Origin of the sequence: Bradyrhizobium oligotrophicum, from assembly GCF_051168495.1 — a bacterium.
Lineage (GTDB): Bacteria > Pseudomonadota > Alphaproteobacteria > Rhizobiales > Xanthobacteraceae > Bradyrhizobium > Bradyrhizobium oligotrophicum_A.
In genome coordinates this window covers 150,133-176,704 of the sequence record NZ_JBNPVB010000012.1, presented here as the reverse complement: position 1 = coordinate 176,704, position 26,572 = coordinate 150,133, and the positions used below count along the sequence as shown (strand labels likewise).

The window sequence follows — 26,572 nt, the reverse complement described above, 5'->3', positions numbered from 1 at the left end:
ACAGGTTTCCAACTACCGGCGATTGTAGCCCTCGAGGGACGAACATGAAGCGTGGAATAACCGTACTTGTGTCTGTCAGCGTTCTGGCGGCCGTCGGCTACTTCACTGCGAGCAAGTGGGCGATCCGCCACGAGACCGTCAGGTTCTATGATGCGTCCCGCGACAACCGTCTCGTGGAGGTCGCCGTGGCCGTTCGCCGCGACAAGGAAATGCAGGCCGAAGCCGGCATGATCAAGCTTCCGGTCGCGATCCTCAATCACGGCAACACCGTCAAGTTCACCGAGTACTCGTTCGTCGCCAACGTGTTTGCTGCGCGCGGCTACCTGGCGGTCAGCATCCAGCACGACCTTCCGACCGACGCGCCGATGGTGACCAAGGTCGGCGAGCCCTATGTCGGCCGCCTGCCGCAGATCCAGCGCGGTGTCGCCAACATCAGGTTCGCCGTCGAGCAGATGCGCCAAGTGCAGCCGAATGCGGACTACGACCATCTGACGATGGTCGGCCATTCGATGGGCGGTGACATCTCGATGTATTTCGCCAAGCAGTATCCCGACGACGTCAGGAAGGTCGTCACGCTGGACAATCTGCGCGTCCCGTTCGTGACCGACGGCAAGTTCAAGATCCTGTCGTTCCGCTCCAAGGATCCGCAGTTCAAGACCGATCCGGGCGTCATCCCGGATGACGAGATCTGCGAGAAGACCGGCATCACCGTGGTCAACACCGACTTCCAGCACAACGACATGCGCGATACCGGACCGGATGACGCCAAATCGTCGATCCAGGCCATGCTCGACAAGTTCCTCGCCGACAGCGACACCACCAGCGACATCGGGCCGGTCAAGACCAAGGCGCCGCTGCTCGATCCGGGTCCGGTCGCGCCCTACGCGCCGGTCGGCAAGACCACGGCGTCTGGCAAGGCGCTGACGCACTAGGTCTGCAGAGCAAGAACGCCTGATCGTTGGCTGCGGCGGAATTGCGAGGCGGATCCACCGGCGGCGCGCAAGTCATTGAAGCTCGTGTCGGGCCTGCCCACATGACGCTCATCCGAACAGGTGTGCGTTATGGTCGATGGTCCTTCCAAGCTCCGTTCTGGTGCAATCACTGACGATGGCGCGCGCGATCCGCGGCCGCTGGCCCCGGAAAGGTCCACGGCCGACGCGATCGCCGCCTTCGTCGCGCATGCCAAGGCCACGGCCCCGGCGGCGCAGGGCACCAGAGGTCGTCTCGTCTTTGCCCTCGATGCGACCTTGAGCCGGCAGCCGACCTGGGACATGGCCTGCGCCCTGCAGGCCGACATGTTCCGCGAGGCCGCAGCCCTCGGCAGTCTCGACATCCGGCTGGTCTACTATCGCGGATTCGACGAGTGCCGCGCCACGGGCTGGATCTCCGACAGCGCGGAGCTCGCACGGCTGATGGGCAAGATCGATTGCCGCGGCGGCAAGACCCAGATCAGCAAGGTGCTTGCCGAGGCCCGCCGCCACGCGACATCGGCGCACATTCGCGCCGTCGTGTTCGTGGGTGACGCGATGGAGGAGAATGTCGACGAGCTCTGCGCCAAGGCCGGTGAGCTCGGGCTGTTGAAAGTGCCATTGTTCCTGTTCCAGGAGGGCAACGAGCCGGGCGCCGAGCAGGCATTTCGCGAGATGGCCCGGCTGTCCGGAGGCGCCTGGTGCCGCTTCGATCCAGGCGCAGCCACGCAGCTTCGCGCGCTCTTGCGGGCGGCCGCGGCCTATGCTGCGGGCGGGCGCGCCGCGCTGCTCCGGCTTGCGGGCTCCGAGGCCGGTGCCGCACGGCTGATCGGGCAGATGGGGTGAGCAGCCGCGTCATCGATCGTCGGGCGCGCACAGGCCGACGCGCCGGCTGTTGACGCCACCCGTTGCACGTGCCGCCGATCATGCTTTTTGATCCGGCCCGCCCTATATTGGGCGCATGACCCTGATCGCTGGCGCCGTTGCCGTCATCACCCTCTATCTGCTGCTGCAGATGTTCCGCAACGCGAACCCGGCGGCGCTCGCGCGCGCGATCAAGTTTGCCGGCGGCATCGGCTGCCTTGCCGTTGCAGCGTTCACGGGCCTTCGCGGCGAGCTGGTGGTGGCGATCCCGATCGGCCTGTTCGGGGCGGGGCTGCTCGGCTGGTCGCCGGGTGGGCTCGGCTCGTTCGGCACCATGTTCGGGCTCGGCGGGCAGCGCACGTCGGGGCAGACCTCGCAGGTGCGCTCGCCGGTCATCGAGATGAGGCTCGACCACGACAGCGGTCAGCTCCAGGGCCGCTTCGTGGCGGGGGTCCATGCCGGCCGGTCGCTGGACGAATTCGACCTGCCGCAACTCGTGGCGATGGCGCCGAGCCTCGACGTCGACAGCCTGTCGCTACTTGAAACGTATCTGGACCGCCGGTTTCCCGCTTGGCGTCAGCACGCGGAGCGCGATGCGGCAGGGGGGCAGCGCCGCGCGGCGTCGAGCACCAAAATGACGCAGGAGGAGGCCTATCAGATCCTTGGCCTGCAGCCGGGCGCGGGGCGAGACGAGATCGGCCGTGCCCACCGTGCGCTCATGAAGAAACTGCATCCCGACCAAGGGGGGTCGACGTATCTCGCCGCCCGGGTGAACGAGGCCAAGGATACTCTGCTTCGTACGCATCACGGCTAACTCCGGCAACGCCACCAACGCCACACGACCGAACCTGCTTTCGACGGCAGCTTCATCAATGCCTGCGGCACTCGCCTTGGTCAGGCACGATCGTTCGTCATGGTGAAAGAGTTCTAGCGGCAAATCCTTGACGAGTGGTTTGCACCCGCGCGCGCCGCAATTGATCGCGTGAACCAAAAACGAAAAGGCCCGCGCTGTGTCGCGCGGGCCGCATCGGACGAGGATCGTTGCCGGAGTTGGTTAGTTGCGCACGGTCATGCAGGAGATGTCGGCGCGCTTCAGCTTCTTGCAGACTGCCTCGGCCTGATCACGATCGAGGCCGGCGAAGCGGGCGCGGATCAGAGTCTTGTCGCCCTTCGAGACGGTCTCGGTGAAGGGATCGGCCTTGCTCAGGAGTCCCTGCGCCGAACTGCGCGCCGCCTCGATGCGCTTCTGCGCCTCGGTCTCGCTGTCCAGCGCGCCGACCTGGATGATCCAGCCGCTGTGCGTCACGGCCGGGCGGGCCGATGCTTCCGGAGCGGGGCTCGCCGAAGCCAGCTGGGTCGCCGGCGGCGACGGTTGCGCGGCGTAGGCCATCGCCTGCGACGACGCGGGCGGCAGGCTGGAGGCCGGCAGCACGCCGAGAATGCCGTTGCCGGTGCCGTGGCCCGGCGGCTGCGGCGGCATGTCGGGCCGAGCGGCCTCGGCGCGGGCGATCGGCGGCGCCGGCTCGATCGCCTCGACGCGCTGCGCGAACGGGGCGGGAGCCGGGGCCACTGGCTGCGGTGCGGCGGTGGCGAGCTTGACGGCGCCGGCCTTGACCTGGACCGTCCTGACCTTGACCGGCTTCATCGGCTCGGTCGAGCCGGGAACGAGGGCCATCGGCGGGCTCTGAATCACGCCGGAGGTCATCGGCGCGGGCTGCTCGATCTTGGTCTCCTTCGGCGCCGCCGGCGGCAGCGCCGCGGTCGCTTCCGAGAGGGTCGACATGATCTTGGCGGCGCGGCTGGGCGCCGGGACCTGCTCGGGCGCGGCCGAGGCGAGCTGGACCGGGCTCTGGTCGGCACCGTCGCCGCCGTCGGATCCGCCGCGCTCGCCGATCGCCGCCACGGTGCGTCGGGTGGCACCCTTGTCGAGATTCTCAGCCAGGAGGTTGCGCATGATCGCGTCGCGCGAGCCGCCGCTGCGACCGCCGAGGACGACGCCGACCAGATGGCGGTTGCCGCGGCGGAGCGAGGTCACGATGTTGAAGCCGGAGGCGCGGGTGTAGCCGGTCTTGATGCCGTCGATGCCCTCGACATTGCCCAGCAGGTGATTGTGGTTTCGGATCGACTGGCCGCGGTAATTGAAGACCACGGTCGAGAAGTAGCGATAGTAACGCGGGAAGCGGTCCTGGATCGCGCGGCCCAGAATCGACTGGTCGCGCGCCGTGGTGATCTGCGCGTCGGCCGGAAGTCCGGAGGCGTTCACATAGGTGGTGCGGCTCATGCCGAGCGAACGCGCCTTGCGCGTCATCATCTTGGCGAACTCGTCCTCGTCGCCGCCGATCGCCTCTGCAATCACCACCGCGGCGTCGTTGGCCGATCGCGTGACGAGGCCCTTGATCGCATCCTCGACGCGGATGCTCTGACCGGGACGCAGGCCGAGCTTGGTCGGCGACTGCTCGGAGGCGTGCTCGGACACCGGCATCTCGGTGTCGAGCTTCATCTTGCCGGAGTCCAGGCGCTCGAACAGCAGATACAGCGTCATGATCTTGGTGAGCGAGGCGGGGTGTCGCAAAGCGTCCGGGTTGGTCGCGGTCAGGGTCGCGCCCGAATTGCCGTCGACGACGATCGAGGCGAATGCCGGGCTGTAGCTGCCCTCGTCATTGTGGGGGGAGTGACGCGCGTGATGCTGTCGATGACGCCGGCGCGCTTCTGCGCTGTCGACCGTGACCACTGCCGCCACCGTGAGGGTGAGCAGACCGTATACGCCAACCCGCAGCAGGCGCGAGGAAGCCAGGTTTTTGCGAAGCATGAAATCCCCGTCCAATTTCTGACGTGATCACCGGCCGGTAAGGCGAAATTGTGCCAAAACGTCCCCTGATCTTGCCTGTCGGACCTCCCGATCGCGCCTTGACGCGATCCCGCATCGAAGGCCTCGAACTGAGGTTTTGTTAAGACGCTGTTTTAGAACAGCTTTACGGTTCGGCCGACGCTGGCCGGGACCACAGGGGAGGTTAGGACGGTCGAGTTGCCAAAAGATTAAAGAAACCTTGCGCCGAGGGTGTGGATTTCCGTCATTGTGGTCCGACTTGAGGCGTTCTGGACCGAATCCAGCGCCAATGCCCGCGATGGTGCATTGCACAAGATTCTTGATTTTTTTGTGCGTTGCACTATGTTAGTGAGGCGTCAGGGAGCCGGGGGCCTCCCTGAGGGCGCTCAAAATCAGGGAAAGGAATGCCACGTGTTTAAGGTTGAAGACTTTCAGAACTACGGCAAAGAGCAGTTCGAGACCGTCGTGAACTCCGCGACCACGGTTCAGCACGGCCTCCAGGCGATCGCCACCGCCTATGGCGACTACACCAAGAAGTCGTTCGAGGACACCAAGTCGTTCGTCGAGAAGCTGCAGGGTGTGAAGTCGCTCGACAAGGCGCTCGAAGTTCAGACCGAATACGCCAAGTCGGCCTACGAGACGTTCGTCGCCGATTCGCAGAAGATTGCGGGCCTGTATTCGGACCTCGCCAAGCAGGCATTCAAGCCGCTCGAAGGTTTCGCTGCCAAGTTCACCCCGCCGGCCGCGCATTGATCGCTGCCATCGTGCGATAAAAGCAGAAGCCCGGCTTGCGCCGGGCTTTTTTGGTTGGTTGAACGCCGCAGGCGGCCGCGGCCTCGTCGCTGCTATTTCGCCACACGCAGCTTGGACAGCGCGGTGCCGATCGAGTTGAAGGTGGTCACGATCTGGCTCGAGCTCGTCAGCATGTAGAACTTGTCGGGACTGCTGGCGCAGTTCTTCAGCACGGTCGACGTTGCATCGGCAGGCGTGCTGGTGTTCACCTGGATCGTGTAGATCGTATACATCGAGTTGCCCTTCGAATCCTTGGTGTTCTTCAGGGTCGAGCAGAGCAGGGCCTGGCGCGCATCGATCGGATTGCCCGAGGCCTGTGACGAGCCGTTGCCATATTCCGGCCAGCGGTCCTCGGTGTTGAGGCCGTCCGACAGCAGGATGATGACGCGGTTGTAGGTGGTGCTGGCATCCTCGACCGGCGCGCCCAGTACGCCGTTCGGGATCAGTGACTGCACCGCCCAGGCGAGGCCGATCGCCTGGTTGGTGCCGCCGGTCGGCTGCATGGCGTTGACGGCCGTCTTCAGCGAACTCCAATTGTAGCTGAGCGGTACGATCTGCGCGAGCTTGGTCGAGGCACTGCTGCTGCAGTACTGGACGTTGTTCTCCATGTGCTGGTTGGCCGGGAACAGCGTCGTCACGTCGGAGGTCGCGGGGGAGACGCCGTTGGCGTCATTGGGCTGGGTACGGTCCACGACGCAGCCGGTCCACGTGCTCTTGGTGTTGGCGATCCAGGTATGCGTGAAGGTATTGACCTTGCAGACGGTGCTGGAGCCGGATCCCGTGCAGCTGCACGTGCTGTTCGGAATATTGCTGCCGCTGGTCGGGCAACTGCAGGAGCTGCCGGTGCACCAGTTCACCCGCGTGCTGGTCTGCACGCTGTTCCAGCAGCCATTGTAGTAGCTGTGCGACGCGGAATCGTAGCCCGGGCAGATGTATCCATTGTAGCTCCCGCTCGATGGAATCCTCGTCGCGCTCGCGCTTGCCGTCGTCGGGCCGCTGGTGCAGGAGAAGTAGGGGAAGCCGTTGCCGGACTTGAATGGGCAGGTGGATCCCGGTCCCACCATGTCCCATTGTGCCTGGGTGAAGCTGCCGTTCGGGATTGCGGCCTGATAGGAGCCGTTGTTGGGCTGGATCGTGGGCGGGTTCTGCCAGTCGGTCCAGTCGAGCCAGTCCTGGGCGTAGTTGCTGGCGCCGACATTGACGACCTTGGCGAAGGGAACCACGGAGATGTAGACGTCGCCGGGGGTCTTGGCGAGGGCGCTGAGCTGGTCGATCAGCCCGCCGCTGCCGGCCACGGCATTCTGCAGCGCGGTCATCTTGCCGCTGGAGGACATCGAGCCGGTGTTGTCGAGCGCCAGCGCGACGCGCATCTTGACGTCACCCCAGGTCGTCGTCGCCTTGGCGTTGAAGTCCATCGTCGGGAAACCGGCGAGCTTCATGAATTGCGTGACGATCTGCCCGGTGGCGGTGAGCTGGATGTTGGAGGCCGAGGAGGTCGTCGATGCGGTATAGTTCGCGGTCACCGCGACGCTGCTCGTATCCGTGCTGGTGTAGAGCGCCTTGAAATAGTTGGATGCCTTCGTTCCGATGTCCGCTGCGGTGATCGTTCCCTGGGCGAGATCGCGCGACAGCATCAGCGCGGTCGAGTCCAGGGCGGCCTGCATCGACGATCTCGCCGCGTTGGCCCGGCTATAGTCGATGCCGGCCCCGACGAAGGCCAGAATCGGCAGGAGCGCGATGGCAAAGGTCACGGCAATGTTGCCCCGGCGGTCGCGGGCGAAGCGTCGCACGGTCCGGCGGCAGAAGCGGGCGAAGGTCTCGGCGGTCATGTCGCTCACCAATGATGATTGCTGCGGCCATCTCGGGCCGAGTTCGTCAAGGGCAGGTGAATCGAAACCTCAAAAAACACAGCAAATACCGCAGCATGGCACCGCATTCGCAACAGCGCGTGTTTCCCGTTAATGCGCTGCGAATGGGCTTTGTAAAATGCGGCTGGTTTGATTAACCTCCTGCTTCATCGCCGGGGCAGGGAATCGGTCCTGCCGGAGCGTCGGACCCCGGTCGGGGACGTGCTTGCGGCAAACCGGCCGCCGACCCATATTCGTGGGGTCGGTCCGACCGGACCGGTCGGCTGGGACAGGCGATCTGGAACGCAGGACCGGGTGGCGGAAGCGGCCCGGTGGGGACAGTGCGGGAAACCCTTTATTGGGAGCCTCGCCGCAATATCTAACGCGTGCAAGATGTCGCAACCAACTTCCAGATTGAACCGATCCGCGCCTAGGATGAGCAATAGCAACGACAACAAGTCCGGTGGCACCGGCGGTCCGGTCACGTCCGTGATCACCAAGGTCAAGCCGAAGACCAAGCGTCCCAACCTCTATCGGGTCCTGATCCTGAACGACGATTACACGCCGATGGAGTTCGTCGTTCACGTCCTGGAAAAGTTCTTCAACAAGGACGTCGAGGCCGCGACCAAGATCATGCTCCACGTGCACCATCACGGCATCGGGGAGTGCGGGGTTTTCACCTATGAGATTGCCGAGACCAAGGTGACGCAGGTGATGGATTTCGCCCGCAAGCACCAGCACCCGCTGCAGTGTGTGATGGAGAAGAAATAGCGCCGTTGCCGCGCGGCTGGATCCGGCAGGGCACAGGCTCGCCGCAGTCCCGTCGCAGATCATCATGCGCGGAAATTACGGGCGGAAATCGCGGCGGATTGCCGGCCGGCAATAATGGCGGGCCGTCGCCCGGAGAAATACGGCCGAGGCGCCTGAATGTCCTGCGGTCGGGGCGTTCCGTGACGTTCGGCTGTCGCAGGCGGGTTTGCCGTGATCGGAACGGGTCTTGCATTGACGATCCGGTGAACCGCGTAATCGAGGCACTCGGCCGGTCTTTTGTCGCACTCGGTTATAACTATATTTAACGAAGGTTGTTGTTGCCTGACCGGGCGGCGGCGATCATGATGGCAGGGGGCCACAGAGGACGCGCATGCCGACTTTTTCTCAAAGCCTTGAACAATCCCTGCATCGTGCGCTGGCGATTGCCAACGAGCGTCATCATCAATACGCGACACTGGAACATCTCCTGCTGTCCTTGATCGATGACTCCGATGCAGCAGCCGTGATGCGCGCATGCAGCGTCGATCTCGACAAGCTGCGCGGCAGTCTTGTGAATTATCTCGAGACCGAATTCGAAAATCTGGTCACGGACGGCAGCGACGACGCCAAGCCGACCGCCGGCTTCCAGCGGGTGATCCAGCGCGCCGTCATCCACGTTCAGTCATCGGGCCGTGAAGAGGTGACCGGCGCCAACGTGCTGATCGCGATCTTCGCCGAGCGCGAGAGCCACGCTGCGTATTTCCTGCAGGAGCAGGACATGACGCGCTACGACGCCGTCAACTACATCAGCCACGGCATTGCCAAGCGGCCCGGCGTGTCCGAAGCGCGGCCGGTGCGTGGCGTCGATGAAGAGACCGAGACCAAGGGCAGTGAGGACTCCAAGAAAAAGGGCGAGGCACTGGAAACCTATTGCGTCAATCTCAACAAGAAAGCGCGGGACGGCAAGATCGATCCGGTGATCGGCCGTAACTCCGAGATCAACCGCGCCATCCAGGTGTTGTGCCGCCGCCAGAAGAACAACCCGCTGTTCGTCGGCGAGGCTGGCGTCGGCAAGACCGCGATCGCGGAGGGCCTCGCCAAGCGCATCGTCGACAGCGAGGTTCCCGAGGTGCTGTCGGCTGCGACCGTGTTCTCGCTCGACATGGGCACCTTGCTCGCGGGCACGCGCTATCGCGGCGACTTCGAGGAGCGGCTGAAGCAGGTCCTCAAGGAGCTCGAAGCGCATCCAAACGCGATCCTGTTCATCGACGAGATCCACACCGTGATCGGTGCCGGGGCGACGTCGGGCGGGGCGATGGATGCGTCCAACCTGCTCAAGCCGGCGCTGGCATCCGGTTCCATCCGCTGCATGGGCTCGACGACCTACAAGGAATATCGTCAGCATTTCGAGAAGGACCGCGCTTTGGTGCGCCGGTTCCAGAAGATCGACGTCAACGAGCCGTCGGTCGAGGATGCGATCGCGATCCTGAAGGGCCTCAAGCCGTATTTCGAGGATTATCACCGCCTGAAATATACCAACGAGGCCATCGAGGCCGCGGTTCAGTTGTCGTCGCGCTACATTCACGACCGTAAGCTTCCCGACAAGGCGATCGACGTGATCGACGAATCCGGCGCGGCGCAGATGCTGCTGGCCGAGAACAAGCGCAAGAAGACGATCGGCATCAAGGAGATCGAGACCACGATCGCCACGATGGCGCGGATTCCGCCGAAGAGCGTGTCGAAGGACGACGCCGAGGTGCTCAAGCATCTCGAGCAGACCCTGAAGCGCGTCGTGTTCGGCCAGGACAAGGCGATCGATTCGCTGTCGGCCTCGATCAAGCTGGCCCGGGCCGGCCTGCGCGAGCCGGAGAAGCCGATCGGCTGCTACCTGTTCTCGGGTCCGACCGGCGTCGGCAAGACCGAGGTCGCCAAGCAACTGGCGTCGACCCTCGGCGTCGAGCTGCTGCGCTTCGACATGTCGGAGTACATGGAGCGGCACACCGTGTCGCGCCTGATCGGCGCGCCTCCCGGCTATGTCGGCTTCGACCAGGGTGGCCTGCTGACCGATGGCGTCGACCAGCATCCGCATTGCGTGGTGCTGCTGGACGAGATCGAGAAGGCGCATCCGGATCTGTACAACGTGCTGTTGCAGATCATGGACCACGGCCGGCTCACCGACCACAACGGCAAGCAGGTCAACTTCCGCAACGTGATCCTGATCATGACCACGAATGCCGGCGCCGCCGACATGGCCAAGCAGGCGTTCGGCTTCCATCGCTCGAAGCGGGAAGGCGACGACCACGAGGCGATCAACCGCCAGTTTGCGCCGGAATTCCGCAACCGGCTCGACTCCATCGTGTCGTTCGCCCACCTCAACGTCGAGGTGATCGGAATGGTGGTCGAGAAGTTCGTGCTGCAGCTCGAGGCTCAGCTCGCCGATCGCGACGTCACGATCGAGCTGTCGGAGCCGGCCAAGGCCTGGCTGATCCAGCACGGCTATGACGAGCAGATGGGCGCGCGTCCGATGGGCCGCGTGATCCAGGAGCACATCAAGAAGCCGCTGGCCGACGAGGTGCTGTTCGGCAAGCTGAAGGGCGGCGGCCACGTTCGTGTCGTGCTCGTCAAGGACGAGTCCGGCGTTGACGAGAAGATCGGCTTCGAGTTCGTCGAGGGCCCGGTCACGCCGAAGTCGGAAGTGCCGGCCGCGCGCAAGCGCAAGCCGAAATCCGGCGGCGGCTCGAAGGGCCCGGCCTCGAAAGGGCCGCTGGTCAAGGCCTGAGGCCTCGACGATCGCCATGCGTACGAAAGGCCGGCCTCGCGCCGGCCTTTCTGTTTTGGGCAGGGCGATTTCCGGCCAGGGCGATTGCCGAACTCACGCTGGCTTGATGAAGAAGTACACCGTCAGCCCGCAGCCGACTGCGATGACGAAGCGGCGCACATGGGCCGGCGGGATCACCTGGCCGAGTCGCGCGCCGACGAAGCCGCCGAGCATTCCCGTGCACATCATCGTCAAGGTCTCCAGCCAATGCACACGGCCCGAGAACGCGAAGATGATCGAAGCCATGATGTTCATCAGCGCTGCCAGCCAGATCTTCAATCCGTTCATGACGCGGATGTCGCGCATGCCATAGAACACCAACGCGGCCAGCATCAGGATACCGATGCCGCCGCCGAAATAGCCGCCATAGATCGCGATCACGAACTGCACGGTCTGGATCGTCAGCGGCCCGAACCAGCGCGCGCCGTCCTTCGGCGTGAAGCGCATGCCGAAGGCGAACACGGCGGTTGCGAACAGCAGCAGCCACGGCACCAGCCGGCTGAATGCCGCCGACGGCGTCACCAGCAGCAGCACCGCGCCGAGCGTGCCGCCGATCAGGCTGATGATCGACAGCCGCACGAGGTCGCCACGCCACGGCGCCTTCGCATCGTTCAAGATGTCGCGCGACGCGAAGGCGCTGACGAACTGGCCTGGGCACAGCGCCACCGTGCTGGAGGCGTTGGCGTCGATGGCGGGGATGCCGGCCGCGAGCAAGGTCGGGAAGGTCAGGAACGCGCCGCCGCCGGCGAGCGCGTTGACGATGCCGGAGCCGAAGGCGGCGAGCGTGAGCAAAGCGAGCATCGTCCAGTCGATCATGTGACCCGTCCGTTTATTCGCCCTTGAGCCGCTGGCCGTCGTGGATCTGCACGCGCTCGGCGCCGCGCGAGCCGGCCGGCGACAGCCGCAGCATGCTCAGGAACGCACCGGCCAGCGCGAAGCCGACGCCGGTCAGCAGCGACAGCCGCGTGCCGTCGGCCGGGTCGAGGGCAAGGAACATCGCGACCAGCGCCGCGCCGGTGGTCTGGCCGAGCAGGCGCGCGGTGCCGAGCATGCCGCTGGCGCCGCCGGCGCGCTCGCGCGGGGCAGCCGCGATCATGGTGCGGTTGTTCGGCGTCTGGAACAGGCCGAAGCCGCAGCCCGCCAGCGCCATGCGCCAGACGACGTCCCACGCTGCCGGCTCGCGCGGCAGCAGGCCGAGCGCGCATAGTCCACAGGCGAAGATCACGAGGCCAATGCCGCCGAGCAGACCGGCGGGCACGCGCTCCACCAGCCGGCCGGCAAGCGGCGCGGTCAGGCCGACCGCGATCGGCCATGGCGTGATCAGCAGGCCCATCTGCACCGGCGAGTAGCCGAAATGGCTTTCGAGATAGAACGGGATTGCGACGAAGGCGAGCATCTGGCCGCAGAACGATGAGATCGAGGTCGCGATCGACAGCGCGAACACCGGGATGCGCAAGAGGTCGAGCGGCAGCAGCGGCGACGTCATGTGGGTCTGGCGCCAGACCAGCCAGAGGCCCGCCACGACGGCGACGGCGAACTCGATGGCGCAGGTCACCAGCGCCTCGCCATGGCCGAGGCTGTCGACCGCGGCGATGAGAAAGCCGAACGTCACCGCGCTGAGCGCGGCGCTCTGCCAGTCGAACATGTGCGGCGCGCGTGGCGTGTGCGGCAGGAAGCGGAAGCCGAACGCGAAGGTGACGATGCCGAGCGGCACGTTGATCGCAAACAGCCAGGGCCAGCTGCCGAAGGCGAGAATGCCGGCCGCGATGGTCGGGCCGACTGCGGCCGAAACCGCGACCACCATCGCATTGATGCCGATGCCGCGGCCGAGCAGGGCCTGCGGATAGGTGAAGCGCACCAGCGCCGAATTGACGCTGAGGATCCCTGCAGCACCGAAGCCTTGCAGGATGCGCGCGAGCGTCAGCAGCGGCAGGCTGTCGGCGAGCGCACAGAACGCGGAGGCGGCCGTGAACAGCACGAGGCCGGCGAGATAGACCCGGCGGTAGCCGATGATCTCGCCGAGCGAGGCCAGCGGCAGCAGCGAGATCGTGACCGCGAGCTGGTAGCCGTTGACGATCCAGATCGAAAAGGCGGGGCTGGCATTGAGATCGCGGGCGATCGTCGGCAGCGCCACATTGGCGATGGCGCCGTCGACCACCGCCATGATGATGCCGAGCGCGATCGTCACGACCGCCCAGGTCCGCTGCGGCAGCGGCAATCCGTCGGCGTGCAGAACCGGGGTCGTCGACGTCATGGTGCGGGCTCCGGCCGCAGACGGGCCGCGGACGATGGATCGGATCGGGCAACCCCGCCCGGGTAGCGGCGTTCCCAGGCGGCCGGAGACGCCGGCGCGTCATTTGGGTTGGGGGTGGACCTGAATCGTCTTGAGATAATTGACCGCGGCCTCCGCCTCGGCGCGATCGAACCGAAAGCTCGGCATGTCCTTGTGGATGGTCGAGAGGCCGGTCTGCAGCCGTTGGGAAAAGTCGTCGTCGTAGAGTTTGCTGTCACCAAAGGTCCGGAACGGTGGCGCATCGGGATGCCGGCTCGCGCCGGTTAGACCTATCGCATGGCATCTGCTGCAAAGCCTTTGCAAGAGCGCTTTTCCACGCTTCTGCTCGCTGTCCAGCGCATGGCTTGGTGCGCCGAGGGCGCACAGCAACACCAGCCCAGGGACCAGTCCAAGTACCAGTCGAAGGCCCGCTCGCGTCATAAGGCCTGCTCGCATCATCAAGGGACACTCTCTCACCGGTTTTGGCCTACCAGCGGCCGCTCGCCTTCCCATAGGCGTAAAGCGCGACCAGGCCAATGGTCACGATCGTCGAGGCGATCAGGACGATGCGGTCCCAGCGCGGCGGATCGTCATCGTCGCGTTTGAAGGTCAGCAGGGCGAACAGGGCCTTGAAGGCAAAGCGGCGCATGGCATCATCCGCACGCCAGCGCATCGGGCCGGCGCGTGGCCGGGAGCTTAGCGCCTCACGGCGCTGCGCCGCCACTCGCGTGGCGACAGGCCGAACTGCTCGCGGAACACCCGGCCGAAATGCGAGAGGTCGTTGAAGCCCCACGAGAAGGCGATCTCGCTGATCTGACGTTGCGCCAGCGCCGGCGAGCCGAGGTCACGCCGGCACTGCTTGAGCCGTTCGGCCAGCACGTAGCGCTGGAATGAGGTCTCTACGTCCGAGAACAGGTCGTTGACGTAGCGCGGCGAGAGGCCGAGCGCGCGTGCGACCTCCGGCAGCGACAGGTCGGGATCGGACAGGCGCATGCGCACATGCGCCTTGATGCGATAGAGCAGCGCCGCGCGGTGGCTGGAAGCGGGCAAACGCTGCGTGCGCAGCCGCTCGGCCAGGGTCATGGCGAGCAGGTCGGCGGCCTGGTCCGACAATCGGTCGGCATGTTCGGCGCCGATCTGATCGGCCTGCTCGCAGAGCTTGATGATGAAGTCATGGGCGAGCGGCTGCAGCGGGCTGTCGGCGCCGAAGGTGATCGCCGTCACGGCTTCGGTCGCGCCGATCCTGCGCCGCAGCATCTCACGCGGCAGCTTGAACACGGTTTGCCGGAAGGCCGCGTCGAACTGCAGCTCGTAGGGACGGGTCGTATCGTAGATCGCGAACTCACCTGGGCGAATGACCGTGTCACGGCCATCCTGGACCACGCCGCCGATCCCCTCGCGCCCAATGGCAACAAGCACGTAGTCCGCATCGGCGCGGGCGATTCGCTGCGACGTCCGGTGCACCCGCTGCCGGTCTGAAGCGACCTCGGAGCACACGGCCCGTCCCAGGGCGGTATGCGTGAGCGAACCGCGAAACGCGCTGCCGAGATCGGACGTGCAGTCGAGCCCGACATAGACGTCGCAGACGATGTCCTGCCACAGCGCCAGCCGGCGATGCCCGGGGCTTCCATCCGTGGTGAACAGGATCGGCATCGGTCCGTCTCCCTTTGCACCTCTTGCGATTGGATATCCGGCAATGCAGCAAATTCCGGGCCGGCCAGCTCGCGACCGGCTGCCGAAGTCGAGTTTTCGTTCCCTGCAAGACGAGCGCGAACGGCGTCCGGCGTCAATAGTGAGCCTGACGCGGCGCCGCGCGCCGCCATCGGCAGCAGGGAGCTCACGCAATGGGAATCGCACATCCGAAATACAAGGTCGCGGTGGTGCAGGCGGCGCCCGCCTGGCTCGATCTGGACGCCTCGATTGCAAAGGTCATCGCTTTGATCGAGGAGGCGGCCGACAAGGGCGCCAAGCTGATCGCATTCCCGGAGGTGTTCATCCCCGGCTATCCCTGGCACATCTGGATGGACTCGCCGGCCTGGTGCATAGGGCGCGGCTTCGTGCAGCGCTATTTCGACAATTCGCTGGCCTATGACAGTCCGCAGGCCGAGGCGCTGCGCGCCGCGGTGCACAAGGCGAAGCTCACCGCCGTGCTCGGCCTGTCCGAGCGTGACGGCGGCAGCCTCTACATCGCGCAATGGTTGATCGGTCCCGACGGCGAGACCATCGCCAGGCGCCGCAAGCTGCGGCCGACGCATGCCGAGCGGACGGTCTATGGCGAGGGCGACGGCAGCGATCTCGCGGTCCATGATCGGCCGGACATCGGTCGGATCGGCGCGCTGTGCTGCTGGGAGCATCTGCAGCCGCTGTCGAAATATGCGATGTACGCGCAGAATGAGCAGGTGCATGTCGCGGCCTGGCCGAGCTTTTCGCTATATGATCCGTTCGCGCCGGCGCTCGGCGCCGAGGTCAACAACGCCGCTTCGCGCGTCTATGCGGTGGAAGGCTCGTGCTTCGTGCTGGCGCCGTGCGCCACCGTCTCGCAGGCGATGATCGACGAACTGTGCGACCGCCCCGACAAGCACGCGCTGCTGCATGTCGGCGGCGGCCACGCCGCGATCTTCGGTCCCGATGGTTCTTCGCTCGCCGACAAGCTGCCGCCCGAGCAGGAGGGACTGCTGATCGCCGAGATCGATCTCGGCATGATCGGCATCGCCAAGAACGCCGCCGACCCGGCCGGCCACTATTCGCGGCCCGACGTCACGCGGCTGCTGCTCAACAAGAAGCCGTTCAACCGGGTCGAGCAGTTTGCGCTGCCGGTCGATGCGGTCGCTCCTGGTGAGGCGCCGTCTGCTGCCGGCTGACGGCCGGCTCGGCGGGCGCTAGGTCCCGGCCTCCGGCTGTGCCGGCGGCGGGGCGGAGCGGCGCGGCGGGCGCTGAGCACGGCCTGCGGGCGCCGCCATGCGCGGCTGCAGCGTGACGATGACGGGGTTCGGCTTGTGGTCGGTGGCCGCGCCGGTCGCCGCGTCGACGCCCATTCCGATTAGCCCGCCTGCGAGGATGTTACCGGCAAAGCCGGCCGCGCCTGCGGCTGGGATGTCCTTCGTCAGCGGGATGATCTGGGTTTCATAGCCCGGCTTTTCGACGGTGACGGAAATGTCGGCGCTGCGCTTGGCGACGAACGAGCAGGGAGTGGTGCAGGTCATCGGTGCTTCGAGGCCTGCAATCGTCGCCTCCGCGCCCGAGGGAGTAGATGCCACACTGATCGTCTCGGTCGTGCCCCGCGTCACGGACGCGCATCCCCCCAGCGTGGCGCACAGCGCCACGAACGCTACAACTCTCATTTGGTAGTGCCCCCTTGAAACGCGGGAAACTCAAGCGCAACTTGAGGGGGACGGCAAGTGCAATCAGCATTATCCGAAGAAATTTCAGGCCGAGTTTCCCGCGAGTGTGTCTTTCACACCTGCCTTGTACGGACCTCGCGCGCGATCGCCTTCTGCGCATCGAACTCGGCCCGCCGCCGTGCCAGCTCGTCGGGAGCGAGCATGGCCGGATTGCTGTAGTCGCGCTTCCAGCCGTGATCCCCGCTCCATTGCAAGGGCGATTGCACGGTCGTTCGTGCGGCTGGCGAACTCTCGAGAACACGCAGCGCGAGTTCGAGCGTAAACGCCTGTGACGCGGTATCATGCGGCTTGCCGGCGGAGTTGCCGAGCGGAAAATCCGAAAACAGAAAGCGCGGCGCGGCCGCGTGCTCGACGATGTCCTTGGCGCAGCCCATCACGACGGTAGCGATGCCATTGGCTTCGAGATGCCGCGCCACCAGGCTGACGGTCTGGTGGCACACCGGGCAGTTCGGCACCAGCACCACGGCATCGATGGCGTCGGCGCGGCAGCGCGCGAGAATGTCCGGCGCGTCGGTCTCGATGGTCACGCGCTGGCTGCGGTTGGTCGGCGCGCCGAAGAAGCGCGGTCCGACCGCGCCGATACGGCCTTCGCTGGCAAGGCGGATCAGCTGCGGCAGCGGAAACCACGTTCCGGAATCCTCGGCCGTCGTATGCGTGCGGTCATAGGCGATGTGGGAGATGCGCAGATCATGTGGCGCCGAGGTATCGCCATCGTAGACGGAGTGGAATTTGGCGCCGCCATTGTAGGGCGCACCGGGGCCCTGATCGCCCCTGGCCGGATCGAACGGCGCAGCCGTGGTGATGATCGTGACGCGCGACTGCGCCAGCGGCTTGCGCAGTGGCTGGAACGGCGCGGATGTGTAGTGAGCCCAACGGTAGGGCGCGTCATAGCCGATCGCCAGATAGTAGTCGCGCGTGCGCGCCATGTAGGCCAGCGGCGCATCGCCCTCCGGCGCGAAGCCGAGTCTGTCGCCGGTTGGTACGCTCATCCGTCGCGCTCCTGCAAGGTCTCGACGGACGATTGCTAGCGCGCGGCGGCCCTGTGTCAAGGCGCCGCGACTTGGAACCGAAGCGGCGCTGAAGCTTTGTCTGTCTGGAAACCGTTTCTCCGGCCAGGCCGGCTGTTTTTCATCGTTTTCATGCGCGTTTCGATCTCGGCAGCCTTACGCTCTCTCGGTGTCGTTGCCTGTCTCACGCTGGCGACGATCAGCATCGTCGCCGCCAATGAGGGCGAGACCGTTTCTCCCGTGGTCGACGGGCCGCCTCTGGCCGTGGATGCTCCGAAAACCGACGGCGCCAAGCCGGAAGCAGCGGCCAGCGGCAAAGCCACGGACGAGCCGAAGGAGAGCGGCACGCGCGAAGCGATCTGCCTGATGATCGAATCCGCCGCCAGGGCCAACGATCTGCCGCTCGAATTCTTTGCCCGCGTCATCTGGCAGGAAAGCCGTTTTCAGAGCGATGCCGTCGGTCCGGTGACCCGCAGCGGCCAGCGGGCGCAGGGCATCGCCCAGTTCATGCCGGGCACCGCCAGCGAACGCGAACTGCTGGATCCGTTCGATCCGGTGCAGGCACTGCCAAAATCAGCGCAATTCCTTGCCGAGCTGCGCAATCAGTTCGGCAATCTGGGGCTCGCCGCAGCGGCCTACAACGCCGGCCCGCGCCGGGTGCAGGACTGGCTCGCCGGCAAGGGGCAGATGCCGTGGGAGACGCGCAACTACGTCTCGGCCATCACCGGTTCGTCGATCGATGATTGGGCGGCGGCCGGCAAGGGCGGCAAGACGCCGCCGAGCCCGCCACCGACCTCGTGTCATCAGCTGATGGCGTTGCTGAAGCGCGCGCCCAATCCGTTCGTCACGCAACTCGAGCAGCATGTCGCACTGTCGGCCGCGAAGCCCTGGGGCGTGCAGCTCGCTGCCGGGTTCGACCGCAACCGGGCGCTGTCGATGTATGCGCGCGCCATCAAGGGGCTGGGATCGGTGATCGGCGATCGCGATCCGAGCCTGCTCTCATCGGTGATGCGCTCGCGCGGCAACCGGGCCTTCTACCAAGTGCGGATCGGCACCGAGACCCGGCCCGAGGCCGACGAACTCTGCGGCCGTATCCGCCGCGCCGGCGGCGCCTGCTTCGTGCTGCGCAACCGGGCCTGACGACGAGCGGATTGCGCCGGGTGCAGGGCCGCATCTGCGCGATGGCGGTTGACGTGAGATGCTTTCGTCCGCCTTATCGCGGTCCGTTCCGCTGGGCCGCTCGCTTCCGTGACACTTCCTCCCCTCGATTCTCCGCATTGGCATGGGTCTGTGCGCGCCTTCGGCTGGGGGCTACGCGCGACGTCGGCGACGATCCTGTCGGTCGTGCTGTTCGTCACCTTCATCGGCATCGGCGCGCTCGCCCATGACAGCCATTTCAGCATGCTCTGGGCGATCCTCAGCACCGTGCTGGTGTGGGCCGGGCCGGCGCAGATCATCCTGGTGTCGACGCTCGGCTCCGGCCAGACCATCCTGCAGTCGGCGATCGCGGTCACCATGAGCGCGATCCGGCTGTTTCCGATGGTGGTGGCGGTGCTGCCGCTGATCCGCTCGCGTGACACCAAGCGGCGGCATCTGGTGCTGATCGCGCATTTCACCGCGGTGACCTTGTGGGTCGAATGCTATCGCTTCCTGCCGCATGTGCCACGCGAACGCCGCATCGCGTTCGTGCACGGGCTCGGCTCAGGCCTGATGGGCGTGGCGCTGGTCGCGACCGTCATCGGCTATCTGCTGGCCGCCAACCTCTCACAGACTTTCGGCGCCGCGGTGCTGCTGCTGACGCCGCTCGCGTTCCTGTTCTCGACCCTGCGCAACGCCAGGGAGCTCGCCGACGTGCTCGCGCTGGGCCTTGGCCTCGTGCTCTATCCCGTGGCCGCGCAGCTCAACAGCGGCATCGACATCCTGGTCAGCGGCGTCGTCGCCGGAACGGTCGCGTTCGGCGTCCACAAATGGCGCGAGCGGCGGGAGGCGGCATGAGCGACTTCGTCGGCGATTGGCACGCGCTCGTCGTGCTGCTGGTGGCGGGCATCATTCCGAACCAGATCTGGCGGTTGCTGGGCCTGTGGTTCGGCAGCGGGCTCGACGAGGGCTCGGACCTCCTGATGTGGGTCAAGGCGGTGGCGACCGCGATCCTGGCCGGCGTCATCGCCCAGATCCTGGTGCAGCCGCCGGGCGCGCTCGCCAGCGTGCCCTGGGGCCTGCGCTATGGTGCGGTCGTGGCCGGGCTCGCCGCCTTCATGGCCGCGCGCCGCTCGATCTTCGCCGGCGTCGTCTGCGGCGAGGCCGTCATGCTGGCCGGCAAATGGTGGCTCGGCTGAATTGCGCGGCCGCAATTGCCGTGCGGCCGCATTCGGCTAGATTGCCAGGCAGATTTGAGGATTCCGATATGACCGCCGACACCGATCTCCGTCCGGGTGAAGTCGCCATCGACGCGCCGCAGCCGCGCGACGCCGCGCTGCATTTCATCGGCCGCATCCGGACGCCCTGGACCTCGCGGCTGGAGACCCCGCGGCAGGGCAGCTTCGAGGGGCCGGTGTGCCGGCTCGAGATCTTCGAGCCCTGGGTGCCGGCGCTGCAGGGCATCGACGCCTTCAGCCATCTCCAGGTACTGTACTGGCTCAACCGGGCGCGCCGCGATCTCGTCAAGCAGAGCCCGCGGCACCATGATGGTGAGACCCGCGGCACCTTCGCACTGCGCTCGCCGGTGCGCCCCAATCCGATCGGCGTTTCCACCGTTCGCTTCGTCGCGCTGGAGGGTAGCACCGTGCTGGTGCGCGGCCTCGACTGCCTCGATGAGACGCCGCTGATCGACCTGAAGCCGGATCGCTGCGTGTTCACGCCGGCGGCGGCCGACAACGACAAATAGGATCGACGATCCGGATGTCGAACGTGAACAAGCGGCCACAGAACACCGTGACGGCTCTGGATACGATCACTGCGGACCTCGTCGCCGTGCTGGTGGCGGTGACCGAGAGTGATCCCCGGATCATGACGATCGACCATGCCGCGGCGCTGCCGAGCGGGCCGTTTCAGTTCGCACATCGCTCGCTGCAGATGGGCCTGCGCGCCTGGGTCGAGGCGCAGACCGGTCATCCGCTCGGCTATGTCGAGCAGCTCTACACCTTCGCCGACCGCGGCCGGTCAGGCGATCCCGGCGCGCCGCACCGCATCTCCATCAGCTATCTCGGTCTCACCCGCGAGGAGGAGGGGCGCGAGAGCGCGGATGCGCAATGGTCGTCCTGGTACGACTACTTCCCGTGGGAGGATCATCGCGACGGGCCGCCGGCGATCCTGGCGAAGATCATCGCGCCGAAGCTGAAGGTCTGGGCGCGAGCCGCCGACGAACCGGCGCTGCAGAAGACGAGATGGCGCCGTGCCGCCATCACCTTCGGCCTCGACGGTCGCGAGTGGAACGAGGAACTCACCTTGCAGCGCTATGAGCTGCTGTATGAAGCGGCCCTGATTCCCGAAGGGGTACGCGAGACGAGCGGCAGCGAGGCGATCGTCCCCGGCCGCGCGATGACATCCGATCATCGCCGCATTCTCGCCACCGGCATTGCCCGCCTGCGCGCCAAGATCAAATACCGGCCGGTCGTGTTCGAGCTGATGCCGGACGAATTCACCTTGCTGCAATTGCAGCGCAGCGTCGAGGCGCTGGCCGGCCGGCTGGTCCACAAGCAGAACTTCCGTCGGCTCATCGAGCAGCAGGAACTCGTTGAAGAAACAGGCGCAATGGCCCCGGACACGATCGGGCGCCCGGCCAAGCTGTTTCGGTTTCGCCAGGGCGTGTTGGCCGAACGCGCCGTCGTCGGCACCAAGCTGCCGCTCTCGCGGTCGTGATCCCGCGGCCTTGACAAGGCTTATGCTCAGGATAAGTATAAGCCATCTTATGCTCATGGAGAGTATAAATGGCCGAGCTTGTTCTGCCTGCGATCGCATCGAGTTCACCGCGCTTCGAGCGCCTGAGGCGAGTGATCCCGCCGCCGGAATGGGCGGTCTTCGAAGACGATGTCGAGGCCATCCTGGCGCTGAAGCGCCAGCGCAACGCGGTGGTGCTCGCCCACAACTATCAGACGCCCGAGATCTTCCACGGCGTCGCCGACATCGTCGGCGACAGCCTGCTGCTCGCGCGCGAGGCGACCAAGGTCGATGCCGACATCATCGTGCTCGCGGGCGTGCACTTCATGGCGGAGACGGCCAAGCTGCTCAATCCCGACAAGACGGTGCTGATCCCGGACATGGATGCGGGCTGCTCGCTCGCGGAATCCATCACCGCTGACGATGTCCGGCTGATGCGCGCGCGCCATCCCGGCGTGCCGGTGGTTGCCTATGTCAACACGTCCGTCGCAGTGAAGGCTGAGTCCGACATCTGCTGCACCTCGGGCAATGCACTGGAGATCGTGGAGTCGCTCGGCACGGATCACGTCATCATGCTGCCCGACGAGTATCTCGCGCGCAATGTGGCCGCGCAAACCAAGGTGAGGATCACGGCCTGGAAAGGGCATTGCGAGGTTCACGAGCGCTTCAGCGCCGAGGATGTGCGCACGCTGCGTGACAATCATCCAGATATCACCGTGCTGGCGCATCCGGAATGCCCGCCCGAGGTCGTGGCGGAAGCCGACTTCGCCGGCTCGACGGCGGCGATGTCCGACTTTGTCGGCATGAAGCGGCCGGCGCGCGTGGTGCTGCTGACGGAGTGCTCGATGAGCGACAACGTCGCGGTGATGTACCCCGATATCGAGTTCGTCCGGCCCTGCAATCTGTGCCCGCACATGAAGCGGATCACCTTGAAGAACATCCGCGCTGCGCTCGAGACCAACACGCACGAGGTGACGATCGATCCCGCGATGGCCGAGCGCGCGCGGCGTTCGGTGGAAAGGATGCTGGCGCTATGAGCATCGATCTCTCCGAATTTGCCGGCCGTCCCGTGATCATCGGCGGCGGCGCTGCAGGCCTGATGACGGCGCTCCATCTCGCGCCTCAACCGGTCGTGCTGCTGTCGAAGTCGCCGCTCGGCGCGGAAGCCTCCAGCATGTGGGCGCAAGGCGGTCTTGCTGCTGCGGTCGGCGACGATGACGATCCGGCGCTGCATCTCGCCGACACGATCGCAGCCGGCGCCGGCCTTTGCGACGAGGCCGCCGCGCGTCGCATCGTCGATGAGGCCCCGGCCGCGGTCGAACGCCTTTCGCAGCTTGGCGTCGCGTTCGACCGGCATGCCGACGGGCGCTGGCGGCTCGGCCTCGAGGCCGCACACAGCCGCAAGCGGATCGTGCACGCGACCGGCGACGGCACGGGACGCGAAATCATGCGCGCGCTGATCGCAGCCGTCAGGCGGTGTCCCTCGGTGACCTTGCTGGAAGGAGTCGAGGCGCGGCGGCTGATCGTCACCGACAATGCGGTCCGGGGCGTGGTCGCCGTGCGCGGTGAGGAGCCGATCGTTCTCGCCACGACACGTGTCGTGATCGCAACCGGCGGCATCGGCGGTCTCTTTCTCGACAGCACCAATCCCTCCGGCTGTTTCGGCCAAGGCCTCGCGCTGGCGGCGCGGGCCGGGGCCGTGCTGTCCGATCTCGAATTCGTGCAGTTTCACCCCACCGCCTTCGACGGTCCGTCGCGGCCGCTGCCGCTGCTCACCGAGGCGATCCGCGGCGACGGTGCTGTCCTGATCGACGAAACCGGCACGCGCTTCATGGCGGATGAACCGGGGGCCGAACTCGCGCCGCGCGACGTGGTCGCGCGCGCGGTCTGGCGCCGCCGTGCGCAGGGCCATCGCGTGTTCCTCGATGCGCGGACCAAGCCGGGCAAGGCGTTTGCCGCGCGCTATCCGGTGATCAGCGCGTTCTGCCGCATGGCGGGCATCGACCCGGCCACGGATCCCATCCCGGTGCGGCCGGCGGTGCACTATCACATGGGCGGCGTTGCGGTTGATCATGATGGCCGCAGCTCCGTCGACGGCCTTTGGGCCTGCGGCGAGGCCAGCCGTACCGGCCTGCACGGTGCCAACCGTCTTGCCAGCAACTCGCTGATGGAGGCGATCGTTTGCGCGCAATGGGTGGCCGAGAGCATCGCCGGCACCGCGCATCGCGCAGGCCAGCCGGGCGAGCTCGCGGCGATGCCGTCTGCGTCCGATCCATCGGCCGTGCGGCCGCTGCTGTCCGACGCGCTCGGCGTGTTGCGAGATGCCAGCGGGATCGCGGCCGCGATCCAAGACCTTCTCCCGCTTGCGGAGGGGGCAGGGGCCTCGGCCGATCCGGCCCTGGTCGGCCTGATGATATCGGTTGCCGCCCATGCGCGCGAGGAGAGCCGCGGTGCGCATTTCCGCAGCGACAACCCGGACACGTTGGTCGTTGCGCAGCCGTCCAGCCTCACGCTGTCGTCTGCGATCACGGCCGCGCGGGAGATCGCGGAAAGCGAGCGTCCATCCATCAGGAGCGTCGTGTCATGAGCCTCAATGCTCTCTCGCCTTTGCTCCATGAGCCGCTGGTGCGCATGGCTCTGCTCGAAGATCTCGGCCGTGCCGGCGACATCACGACCGATGCGATCGTGCCGCGCGAGCAACACGCGTCGCTGAAGCTGCGGGCGCGCCAGCCCGGTGTGATCGCAGGCCTCGACGTCGCGCGCTGCGCGTTCCAGATGGTCTCGTCCGAGGTCCGCATGGAGATCGTCCGAGGCGACGGGAGCGCCGTGACGCCCGGCGATGTCATCGCCACCATCAGCGGCCCGGCGCGGGCGCTGCTGACCGGCGAACGTGTCGCGCTCAACTTCCTCTGCCATCTCAGCGGCGTCGCCTCGGCGACGGCCTCGCTGGTCGCGGCGGTGAAGGGCACGCGGGCGCAGATCGTCTGCACCCGCAAGACCACGCCGGGGCTGCGCGCGCTGGAGAAATATGCGGTGCGCGCCGGTGGAGGTGGCAATCACCGGTTCGGGCTCGATGATGCCGTGCTGATCAAGGACAACCACATCGCCATTGCCGGCGGCATCGAGGCGGCGATCACGAGGGCCAAGGCTCATGCCGGCCACCTCGTGAAGATCGAGGTCGAGGTCGACAATCTGGCGCAGCTCGAGGAAGCGCTGGCGCTCGGTGTCGATGCCGTTCTGCTCGACAACATGACGCCGGCGGACCTCGAACGCGCCGTCGGCATGGCCAGGGGCAGGGCGATCACCGAAGCGTCTGGCCGGATCACGGTCGACACCGCGCCGGCGATCGCGGCTGCGGGCGTCGATCTGATCTCGGTCGGCTGGGTCACGCATTCATCGGCCGCGCTCGACATCGGGCTCGACGATTCCTGATCAGCCCTTCAGCGCCGCGATCAGCTTCGCGGCGTTGTCTTCCAGCACCTTCGGATCCTCCTTGCGGCTCGCTGGCGGCAGCAGGGAATCGCCGTTGTGGCGGGGCATGATGTGGACGTGCAAATGGAACACCATCTGTCCGCCGGCATGCTCGTTGAACTGCTGCACGGTGATGCCGTCGGCGGCAAACGCTGTCTTGGCGGCGCGGGCGATGGTGCGCACGGCGCGGCCGACATGGAGATAGTCCTCCTCGGTGATATCCAGGATGTTGCGGGCCGGGGCTTTCGGGATCACGAGCGTATGGCCGGGCACGCGCGGCATGATGTCGAGGAAGGCCAGCACGTGGTCGTTCTCATAGACCTTCACGCAGGGGAATTCGCCGCGCAGGATCTTTGCGAACGGATTGTTGGGATCGTAGGCGGTCATCGGCAGTCCCTCGGCGGTTCCTCGTTGTGCGCCTTACTCTCACCGGCACGCATCGGAGGTCAAGACGGCTCGTCGCCGCCCTTGCGGAACGGCGCGGCCTCGGCCAGCTCGCGGCCGGCCTCCTCGACATAGGCGCGTTCGCGCTTGAGGTAGTCGTCGATGGCGCGGCGCAGGCCGCGGTCGGCGATGTAGTGCGCGGAATAGGTGGTCTGCGGCAGGTAGCCGCGCGCGATCTTGTGCTCGCCCTGGGCGCCGGCCTCGACCACGGCGAGCTTGCGCTCGATCGCGAACTCGACCGCCTGATAGTAGCAGACCTCGAAATGCAGGAACGGGTGGTGCTCGATGGCGCCCCAGTTGCGGCCGAACAGCGTGTCCGAACCGATGAAGTTGATGGCGCCCGCGATCCAGCGGCCGTCGCGCCTGGCCATCACCAGCAGCACGTCGTCGGCCATGGTCTCGCCGATCAGCGAGAAGAACTTGCGGTTGAGATAGGGCCGGCCCCATTTGCGCGAGCCGGTGTCCATGTAGAAGTCGAAGAACGCGTCCCAGGCGTCCTCGGTGAGGTCCTTGCCGGTCAGCCGATGGATGGTGATGCCTGCGCTCAGCGCGTCGCGCCGCTCGCGCTTGATCGCCTTGCGATGGCGCGAGTTCATGGTGGCCAGGAAGTCGTCGAAGGTCGCAAAGCCCTGGTTGTGCCAATGGAACTGCTGGTCGGTGCGCTGCAGGAAGCCCTGGGCGGCGAGCAGCTGCCACTCGGACTGCCGCGCGAAGGTGACGTGGACGGACGACGCTTCGCTGATCCCGCACAGCGCCTTCAGGCCCTGGGCGAGCGCGTTTCCGATCACATCTCGGTCCTGGTCGGCGCGGATCAGCAGCCGCGGGCCCGTGGCCGGGGTGAAGGGAACGGAAACCTGGAGCTTCGGATAATAGCGTCCGCCGGCGCGCTCATAGGCATCGGCCCAGCCGCGGTCGAACACGTATTCGCCCTGCGAGTGCGACTTCAGATAGCAGGGCACCACGCCCAGGATTTCCTCGCCCAGCTTCGCCACCAGATGGCGCGGCGCCCAGCCGGTGCGCAGGCCGGCTGAGCCGGAGGCTTCGCAGGCCGAGAAAAAGGCATGAGAGACGAACGGGTTATAGGCCGGGCCGGAAGCCTCGCTTGAGCCGGGGGGGATGCGTCCTCCGGGATTGGCACAGGCGTCCCAGGCGCCAGCGGGGATGTCGCTGATCCCGGGAACGGCTTCGAGCGTGATCTCAGGTGAGGTCATCGAACCCTTGAAAATCAGACTGGC

At 66.2% G+C, this 26,572-nt stretch carries 26 protein-coding genes; 15 read left to right on the top strand and 11 right to left on the bottom strand.

What is annotated here, in order from left to right; translation table 11 throughout:
* The first annotated feature begins 44 nt into the window (after positions 1–44).
* From ACQR1B_RS22660 to ACQR1B_RS22650, 3 genes are all read left to right on the top strand, one after another.
* Positions 45–932 carry an alpha/beta fold hydrolase gene (locus tag ACQR1B_RS22660; protein ID WP_434833682.1) on the top strand — a complete coding sequence of 296 codons (888 nt, stop codon included), beginning with the start codon at positions 45–47 and terminating at the stop codon, positions 930–932.
* Positions 933–1,061: 129 nt separating this feature from the next.
* Complete coding sequence (locus ACQR1B_RS22655) at positions 1,062–1,814, top strand: VWA domain-containing protein (protein ID WP_434833683.1); 753 nt, start codon at positions 1,062–1,064, stop codon at positions 1,812–1,814.
* Positions 1,815–1,929: 115 nt separating this feature from the next.
* Positions 1,930–2,646 carry a DnaJ domain-containing protein gene (locus tag ACQR1B_RS22650; RefSeq protein ID WP_434833684.1) on the top strand — a complete coding sequence of 239 codons (717 nt, stop codon included), beginning with the start codon at positions 1,930–1,932 and terminating at the stop codon, positions 2,644–2,646.
* A 240-nt stretch (positions 2,647–2,886) separates the two neighbouring features.
* Here the strand turns inward: ACQR1B_RS22650 and ACQR1B_RS22645 are convergent, their stop codons facing one another.
* A complete protein-coding gene (locus ACQR1B_RS22645; RefSeq protein ID WP_434833685.1) occupies positions 2,887–4,641 on the bottom strand; it encodes a serine hydrolase in 1,755 nt (584 codons plus the stop codon).
* A gap of 429 nt (positions 4,642–5,070) precedes the next feature.
* Between ACQR1B_RS22645 and ACQR1B_RS22640 the strand changes: the two genes are divergently transcribed.
* The gene (locus tag ACQR1B_RS22640) at positions 5,071–5,412 is read left to right on the top strand and encodes a phasin family protein (protein WP_434833686.1); all 342 of its coding nucleotides are present in this window, start codon (positions 5,071–5,073) and stop codon (positions 5,410–5,412) included.
* A gap of 92 nt (positions 5,413–5,504) precedes the next feature.
* Here ACQR1B_RS22640 and ACQR1B_RS22635 read toward each other — a convergent pair whose 3' ends face one another.
* The gene (locus ACQR1B_RS22635; protein WP_434833687.1) at positions 5,505–7,280 is read right to left on the bottom strand and encodes a pilus assembly protein TadG-related protein; all 1,776 of its coding nucleotides are present in this window, start codon (positions 7,278–7,280) and stop codon (positions 5,505–5,507) included.
* A gap of 453 nt (positions 7,281–7,733) precedes the next feature.
* On the opposite strand from ACQR1B_RS22635, the gene clpS reads away from it, so the two are divergent.
* Together clpS and clpA are read left to right on the top strand one after the other, a co-directional pair.
* Complete coding sequence (gene clpS, locus ACQR1B_RS22630; RefSeq protein ID WP_434833688.1) at positions 7,734–8,069, top strand: ATP-dependent Clp protease adapter ClpS; 336 nt, start codon at positions 7,734–7,736, stop codon at positions 8,067–8,069.
* A gap of 370 nt (positions 8,070–8,439) precedes the next feature.
* Complete coding sequence (gene clpA / locus ACQR1B_RS22625) at positions 8,440–10,827, top strand: ATP-dependent Clp protease ATP-binding subunit ClpA (RefSeq protein WP_434833689.1); 2,388 nt, start codon at positions 8,440–8,442, stop codon at positions 10,825–10,827.
* A gap of 93 nt (positions 10,828–10,920) precedes the next feature.
* On the opposite strand, the gene ACQR1B_RS22620 is transcribed toward clpA, so the two are convergent.
* The 5 genes from ACQR1B_RS22620 to ACQR1B_RS22600 all read right to left on the bottom strand — a co-directional run bounded on the left by ACQR1B_RS22620 (position 10,921) and on the right by ACQR1B_RS22600 (position 14,791).
* Complete coding sequence (locus tag ACQR1B_RS22620; RefSeq protein ID WP_434833690.1) at positions 10,921–11,682, bottom strand: sulfite exporter TauE/SafE family protein; 762 nt, start codon at positions 11,680–11,682, stop codon at positions 10,921–10,923.
* A gap of 13 nt (positions 11,683–11,695) precedes the next feature.
* Positions 11,696–13,120 (bottom strand): MFS transporter, encoded by a 1,425-nt coding sequence (locus ACQR1B_RS22615; RefSeq protein ID WP_434833691.1) that lies wholly within the window; start codon positions 13,118–13,120, stop codon positions 11,696–11,698.
* A gap of 99 nt (positions 13,121–13,219) precedes the next feature.
* Positions 13,220–13,579 carry a c-type cytochrome gene (locus tag ACQR1B_RS22610; protein WP_434833692.1) on the bottom strand — a complete coding sequence of 120 codons (360 nt, stop codon included), beginning with the start codon at positions 13,577–13,579 and terminating at the stop codon, positions 13,220–13,222.
* A gap of 46 nt (positions 13,580–13,625) precedes the next feature.
* Positions 13,626–13,787, bottom strand: coding sequence for a hypothetical protein (locus ACQR1B_RS22605; protein WP_434833693.1), 162 nt, complete (start codon positions 13,785–13,787; stop codon positions 13,626–13,628).
* A 47-nt stretch (positions 13,788–13,834) separates the two neighbouring features.
* A complete protein-coding gene (locus ACQR1B_RS22600; RefSeq protein ID WP_434833694.1) occupies positions 13,835–14,791 on the bottom strand; it encodes a helix-turn-helix domain-containing protein in 957 nt (318 codons plus the stop codon).
* A gap of 191 nt (positions 14,792–14,982) precedes the next feature.
* Here ACQR1B_RS22600 and ACQR1B_RS22595 point away from each other — a divergent pair, with 191 nt between their 5' ends.
* On the top strand, positions 14,983–15,999 hold the full coding sequence (locus ACQR1B_RS22595) for a carbon-nitrogen hydrolase family protein (protein ID WP_434833695.1): 1,017 nt from the start codon (positions 14,983–14,985) through the stop codon (positions 15,997–15,999).
* A gap of 18 nt (positions 16,000–16,017) precedes the next feature.
* On the opposite strand, the gene ACQR1B_RS22590 is transcribed toward ACQR1B_RS22595, so the two are convergent.
* Both ACQR1B_RS22590 and ACQR1B_RS22585 read right to left on the bottom strand, forming a co-directional pair.
* On the bottom strand, positions 16,018–16,479 hold the full coding sequence (locus ACQR1B_RS22590; RefSeq protein ID WP_434833696.1) for a PEGA domain-containing protein: 462 nt from the start codon (positions 16,477–16,479) through the stop codon (positions 16,018–16,020).
* Positions 16,480–16,592: 113 nt separating this feature from the next.
* On the bottom strand, positions 16,593–17,528 hold the full coding sequence (locus tag ACQR1B_RS22585) for a glycine reductase (protein WP_434833697.1): 936 nt from the start codon (positions 17,526–17,528) through the stop codon (positions 16,593–16,595).
* Between the two features lie 150 nt (positions 17,529–17,678).
* On the opposite strand from ACQR1B_RS22585, the gene ACQR1B_RS22580 reads away from it, so the two are divergent.
* The 8 genes from ACQR1B_RS22580 to nadC all read left to right on the top strand — a co-directional run bounded on the left by ACQR1B_RS22580 (position 17,679) and on the right by nadC (position 24,854).
* Positions 17,679–18,686: a transglycosylase SLT domain-containing protein gene (locus ACQR1B_RS22580; RefSeq protein WP_434833698.1), complete on the top strand. Its 1,008-nt coding sequence runs from the start codon at positions 17,679–17,681 to the stop codon at positions 18,684–18,686.
* Positions 18,687–18,794: 108 nt separating this feature from the next.
* Positions 18,795–19,541, top strand: a complete 747-nt coding sequence (locus tag ACQR1B_RS22575) for an AzlC family ABC transporter permease (RefSeq protein WP_434833699.1) — start codon at positions 18,795–18,797, stop codon at positions 19,539–19,541.
* Positions 19,538–19,882, top strand: coding sequence for an AzlD domain-containing protein (locus ACQR1B_RS22570; RefSeq protein WP_434833700.1), 345 nt, complete (start codon positions 19,538–19,540; stop codon positions 19,880–19,882). The genes ACQR1B_RS22575 and ACQR1B_RS22570 overlap by 4 nt, the downstream gene beginning before the upstream one ends.
* Positions 19,883–19,950: 68 nt before the next feature.
* Positions 19,951–20,430 (top strand): tRNA (N6-threonylcarbamoyladenosine(37)-N6)-methyltransferase TrmO, encoded by a 480-nt coding sequence (gene tsaA / locus ACQR1B_RS22565; protein ID WP_434833701.1) that lies wholly within the window; start codon positions 19,951–19,953, stop codon positions 20,428–20,430.
* A gap of 14 nt (positions 20,431–20,444) precedes the next feature.
* On the top strand, positions 20,445–21,404 hold the full coding sequence (locus tag ACQR1B_RS22560; protein ID WP_434833702.1) for an NUDIX hydrolase: 960 nt from the start codon (positions 20,445–20,447) through the stop codon (positions 21,402–21,404).
* Between the two features lie 68 nt (positions 21,405–21,472).
* A complete protein-coding gene (gene nadA, locus ACQR1B_RS22555) occupies positions 21,473–22,459 on the top strand; it encodes a quinolinate synthase NadA (protein ID WP_434833703.1) in 987 nt (328 codons plus the stop codon).
* Positions 22,456–24,009: an L-aspartate oxidase gene (locus ACQR1B_RS22550; protein ID WP_434833704.1), complete on the top strand. Its 1,554-nt coding sequence runs from the start codon at positions 22,456–22,458 to the stop codon at positions 24,007–24,009. The genes nadA and ACQR1B_RS22550 overlap by 4 nt, the downstream gene beginning before the upstream one ends.
* The gene (nadC, locus tag ACQR1B_RS22545; protein WP_434833705.1) at positions 24,006–24,854 is read left to right on the top strand and encodes a carboxylating nicotinate-nucleotide diphosphorylase; all 849 of its coding nucleotides are present in this window, start codon (positions 24,006–24,008) and stop codon (positions 24,852–24,854) included. Before ACQR1B_RS22550 ends, nadC begins: the two co-directional genes overlap by 4 nt.
* Here the strand turns inward: nadC and ACQR1B_RS22540 are convergent, their stop codons facing one another.
* A complete protein-coding gene (locus ACQR1B_RS22540) occupies positions 24,855–25,280 on the bottom strand; it encodes an HIT family protein (protein WP_172132762.1) in 426 nt (141 codons plus the stop codon). It abuts the gene before it with no gap.
* A gap of 59 nt (positions 25,281–25,339) precedes the next feature.
* On the bottom strand, positions 25,340–26,548 hold the full coding sequence (locus ACQR1B_RS22535) for a GNAT family N-acetyltransferase (protein WP_434833706.1): 1,209 nt from the start codon (positions 26,546–26,548) through the stop codon (positions 25,340–25,342).
* Positions 26,549–26,572: the final 24 nt, after the last annotated feature.

What these genes read in the sequence shown, in the direction of transcription:
- ACQR1B_RS22660 (WP_434833682.1), top strand. Translation starts at nt 45, where the DNA reads ATGAAGCGTGGAATAACCGTACTTGTGTCTGTCAGCGTTCTGGCGGCC.
- ACQR1B_RS22655 (WP_434833683.1), top strand. Translation starts at nt 1,062, where the DNA reads ATGGTCGATGGTCCTTCCAAGCTCCGTTCTGGTGCAATCACTGACGAT.
- ACQR1B_RS22650 (WP_434833684.1), top strand. Translation starts at nt 1,930, where the DNA reads ATGACCCTGATCGCTGGCGCCGTTGCCGTCATCACCCTCTATCTGCTG.
- ACQR1B_RS22645 (WP_434833685.1), bottom strand. Translation starts at nt 4,641, where the DNA reads ATGCTTCGCAAAAACCTGGCTTCCTCGCGCCTGCTGCGGGTTGGCGTA.
- ACQR1B_RS22635 (WP_434833687.1), bottom strand. Translation starts at nt 7,280, where the DNA reads ATGACCGCCGAGACCTTCGCCCGCTTCTGCCGCCGGACCGTGCGACGC.
- clpS (WP_434833688.1), top strand. Translation starts at nt 7,734, where the DNA reads ATGAGCAATAGCAACGACAACAAGTCCGGTGGCACCGGCGGTCCGGTC.
- clpA (WP_434833689.1), top strand. Translation starts at nt 8,440, where the DNA reads ATGCCGACTTTTTCTCAAAGCCTTGAACAATCCCTGCATCGTGCGCTG.
- ACQR1B_RS22620 (WP_434833690.1), bottom strand. Translation starts at nt 11,682, where the DNA reads ATGATCGACTGGACGATGCTCGCTTTGCTCACGCTCGCCGCCTTCGGC.
- ACQR1B_RS22615 (WP_434833691.1), bottom strand. Translation starts at nt 13,120, where the DNA reads ATGACGTCGACGACCCCGGTTCTGCACGCCGACGGATTGCCGCTGCCG.
- ACQR1B_RS22610 (WP_434833692.1), bottom strand. Translation starts at nt 13,579, where the DNA reads ATGACGCGAGCGGGCCTTCGACTGGTACTTGGACTGGTCCCTGGGCTG.
- ACQR1B_RS22605 (WP_434833693.1), bottom strand. Translation starts at nt 13,787, where the DNA reads ATGCGCCGCTTTGCCTTCAAGGCCCTGTTCGCCCTGCTGACCTTCAAA.
- ACQR1B_RS22600 (WP_434833694.1), bottom strand. Translation starts at nt 14,791, where the DNA reads ATGCCGATCCTGTTCACCACGGATGGAAGCCCCGGGCATCGCCGGCTG.
- ACQR1B_RS22595 (WP_434833695.1), top strand. Translation starts at nt 14,983, where the DNA reads ATGGGAATCGCACATCCGAAATACAAGGTCGCGGTGGTGCAGGCGGCG.
- ACQR1B_RS22590 (WP_434833696.1), bottom strand. Translation starts at nt 16,479, where the DNA reads ATGAGAGTTGTAGCGTTCGTGGCGCTGTGCGCCACGCTGGGGGGATGC.
- ACQR1B_RS22585 (WP_434833697.1), bottom strand. Translation starts at nt 17,528, where the DNA reads ATGAGCGTACCAACCGGCGACAGACTCGGCTTCGCGCCGGAGGGCGAT.
- ACQR1B_RS22580 (WP_434833698.1), top strand. Translation starts at nt 17,679, where the DNA reads ATGCGCGTTTCGATCTCGGCAGCCTTACGCTCTCTCGGTGTCGTTGCC.
- ACQR1B_RS22570 (WP_434833700.1), top strand. Translation starts at nt 19,538, where the DNA reads ATGAGCGACTTCGTCGGCGATTGGCACGCGCTCGTCGTGCTGCTGGTG.
- tsaA (WP_434833701.1), top strand. Translation starts at nt 19,951, where the DNA reads ATGACCGCCGACACCGATCTCCGTCCGGGTGAAGTCGCCATCGACGCG.
- ACQR1B_RS22560 (WP_434833702.1), top strand. Translation starts at nt 20,445, where the DNA reads ATGTCGAACGTGAACAAGCGGCCACAGAACACCGTGACGGCTCTGGAT.
- nadA (WP_434833703.1), top strand. Translation starts at nt 21,473, where the DNA reads ATGGCCGAGCTTGTTCTGCCTGCGATCGCATCGAGTTCACCGCGCTTC.
- ACQR1B_RS22550 (WP_434833704.1), top strand. Translation starts at nt 22,456, where the DNA reads ATGAGCATCGATCTCTCCGAATTTGCCGGCCGTCCCGTGATCATCGGC.
- nadC (WP_434833705.1), top strand. Translation starts at nt 24,006, where the DNA reads ATGAGCCTCAATGCTCTCTCGCCTTTGCTCCATGAGCCGCTGGTGCGC.
- ACQR1B_RS22540 (WP_172132762.1), bottom strand. Translation starts at nt 25,280, where the DNA reads ATGACCGCCTACGATCCCAACAATCCGTTCGCAAAGATCCTGCGCGGC.
- ACQR1B_RS22535 (WP_434833706.1), bottom strand. Translation starts at nt 26,548, where the DNA reads ATGACCTCACCTGAGATCACGCTCGAAGCCGTTCCCGGGATCAGCGAC.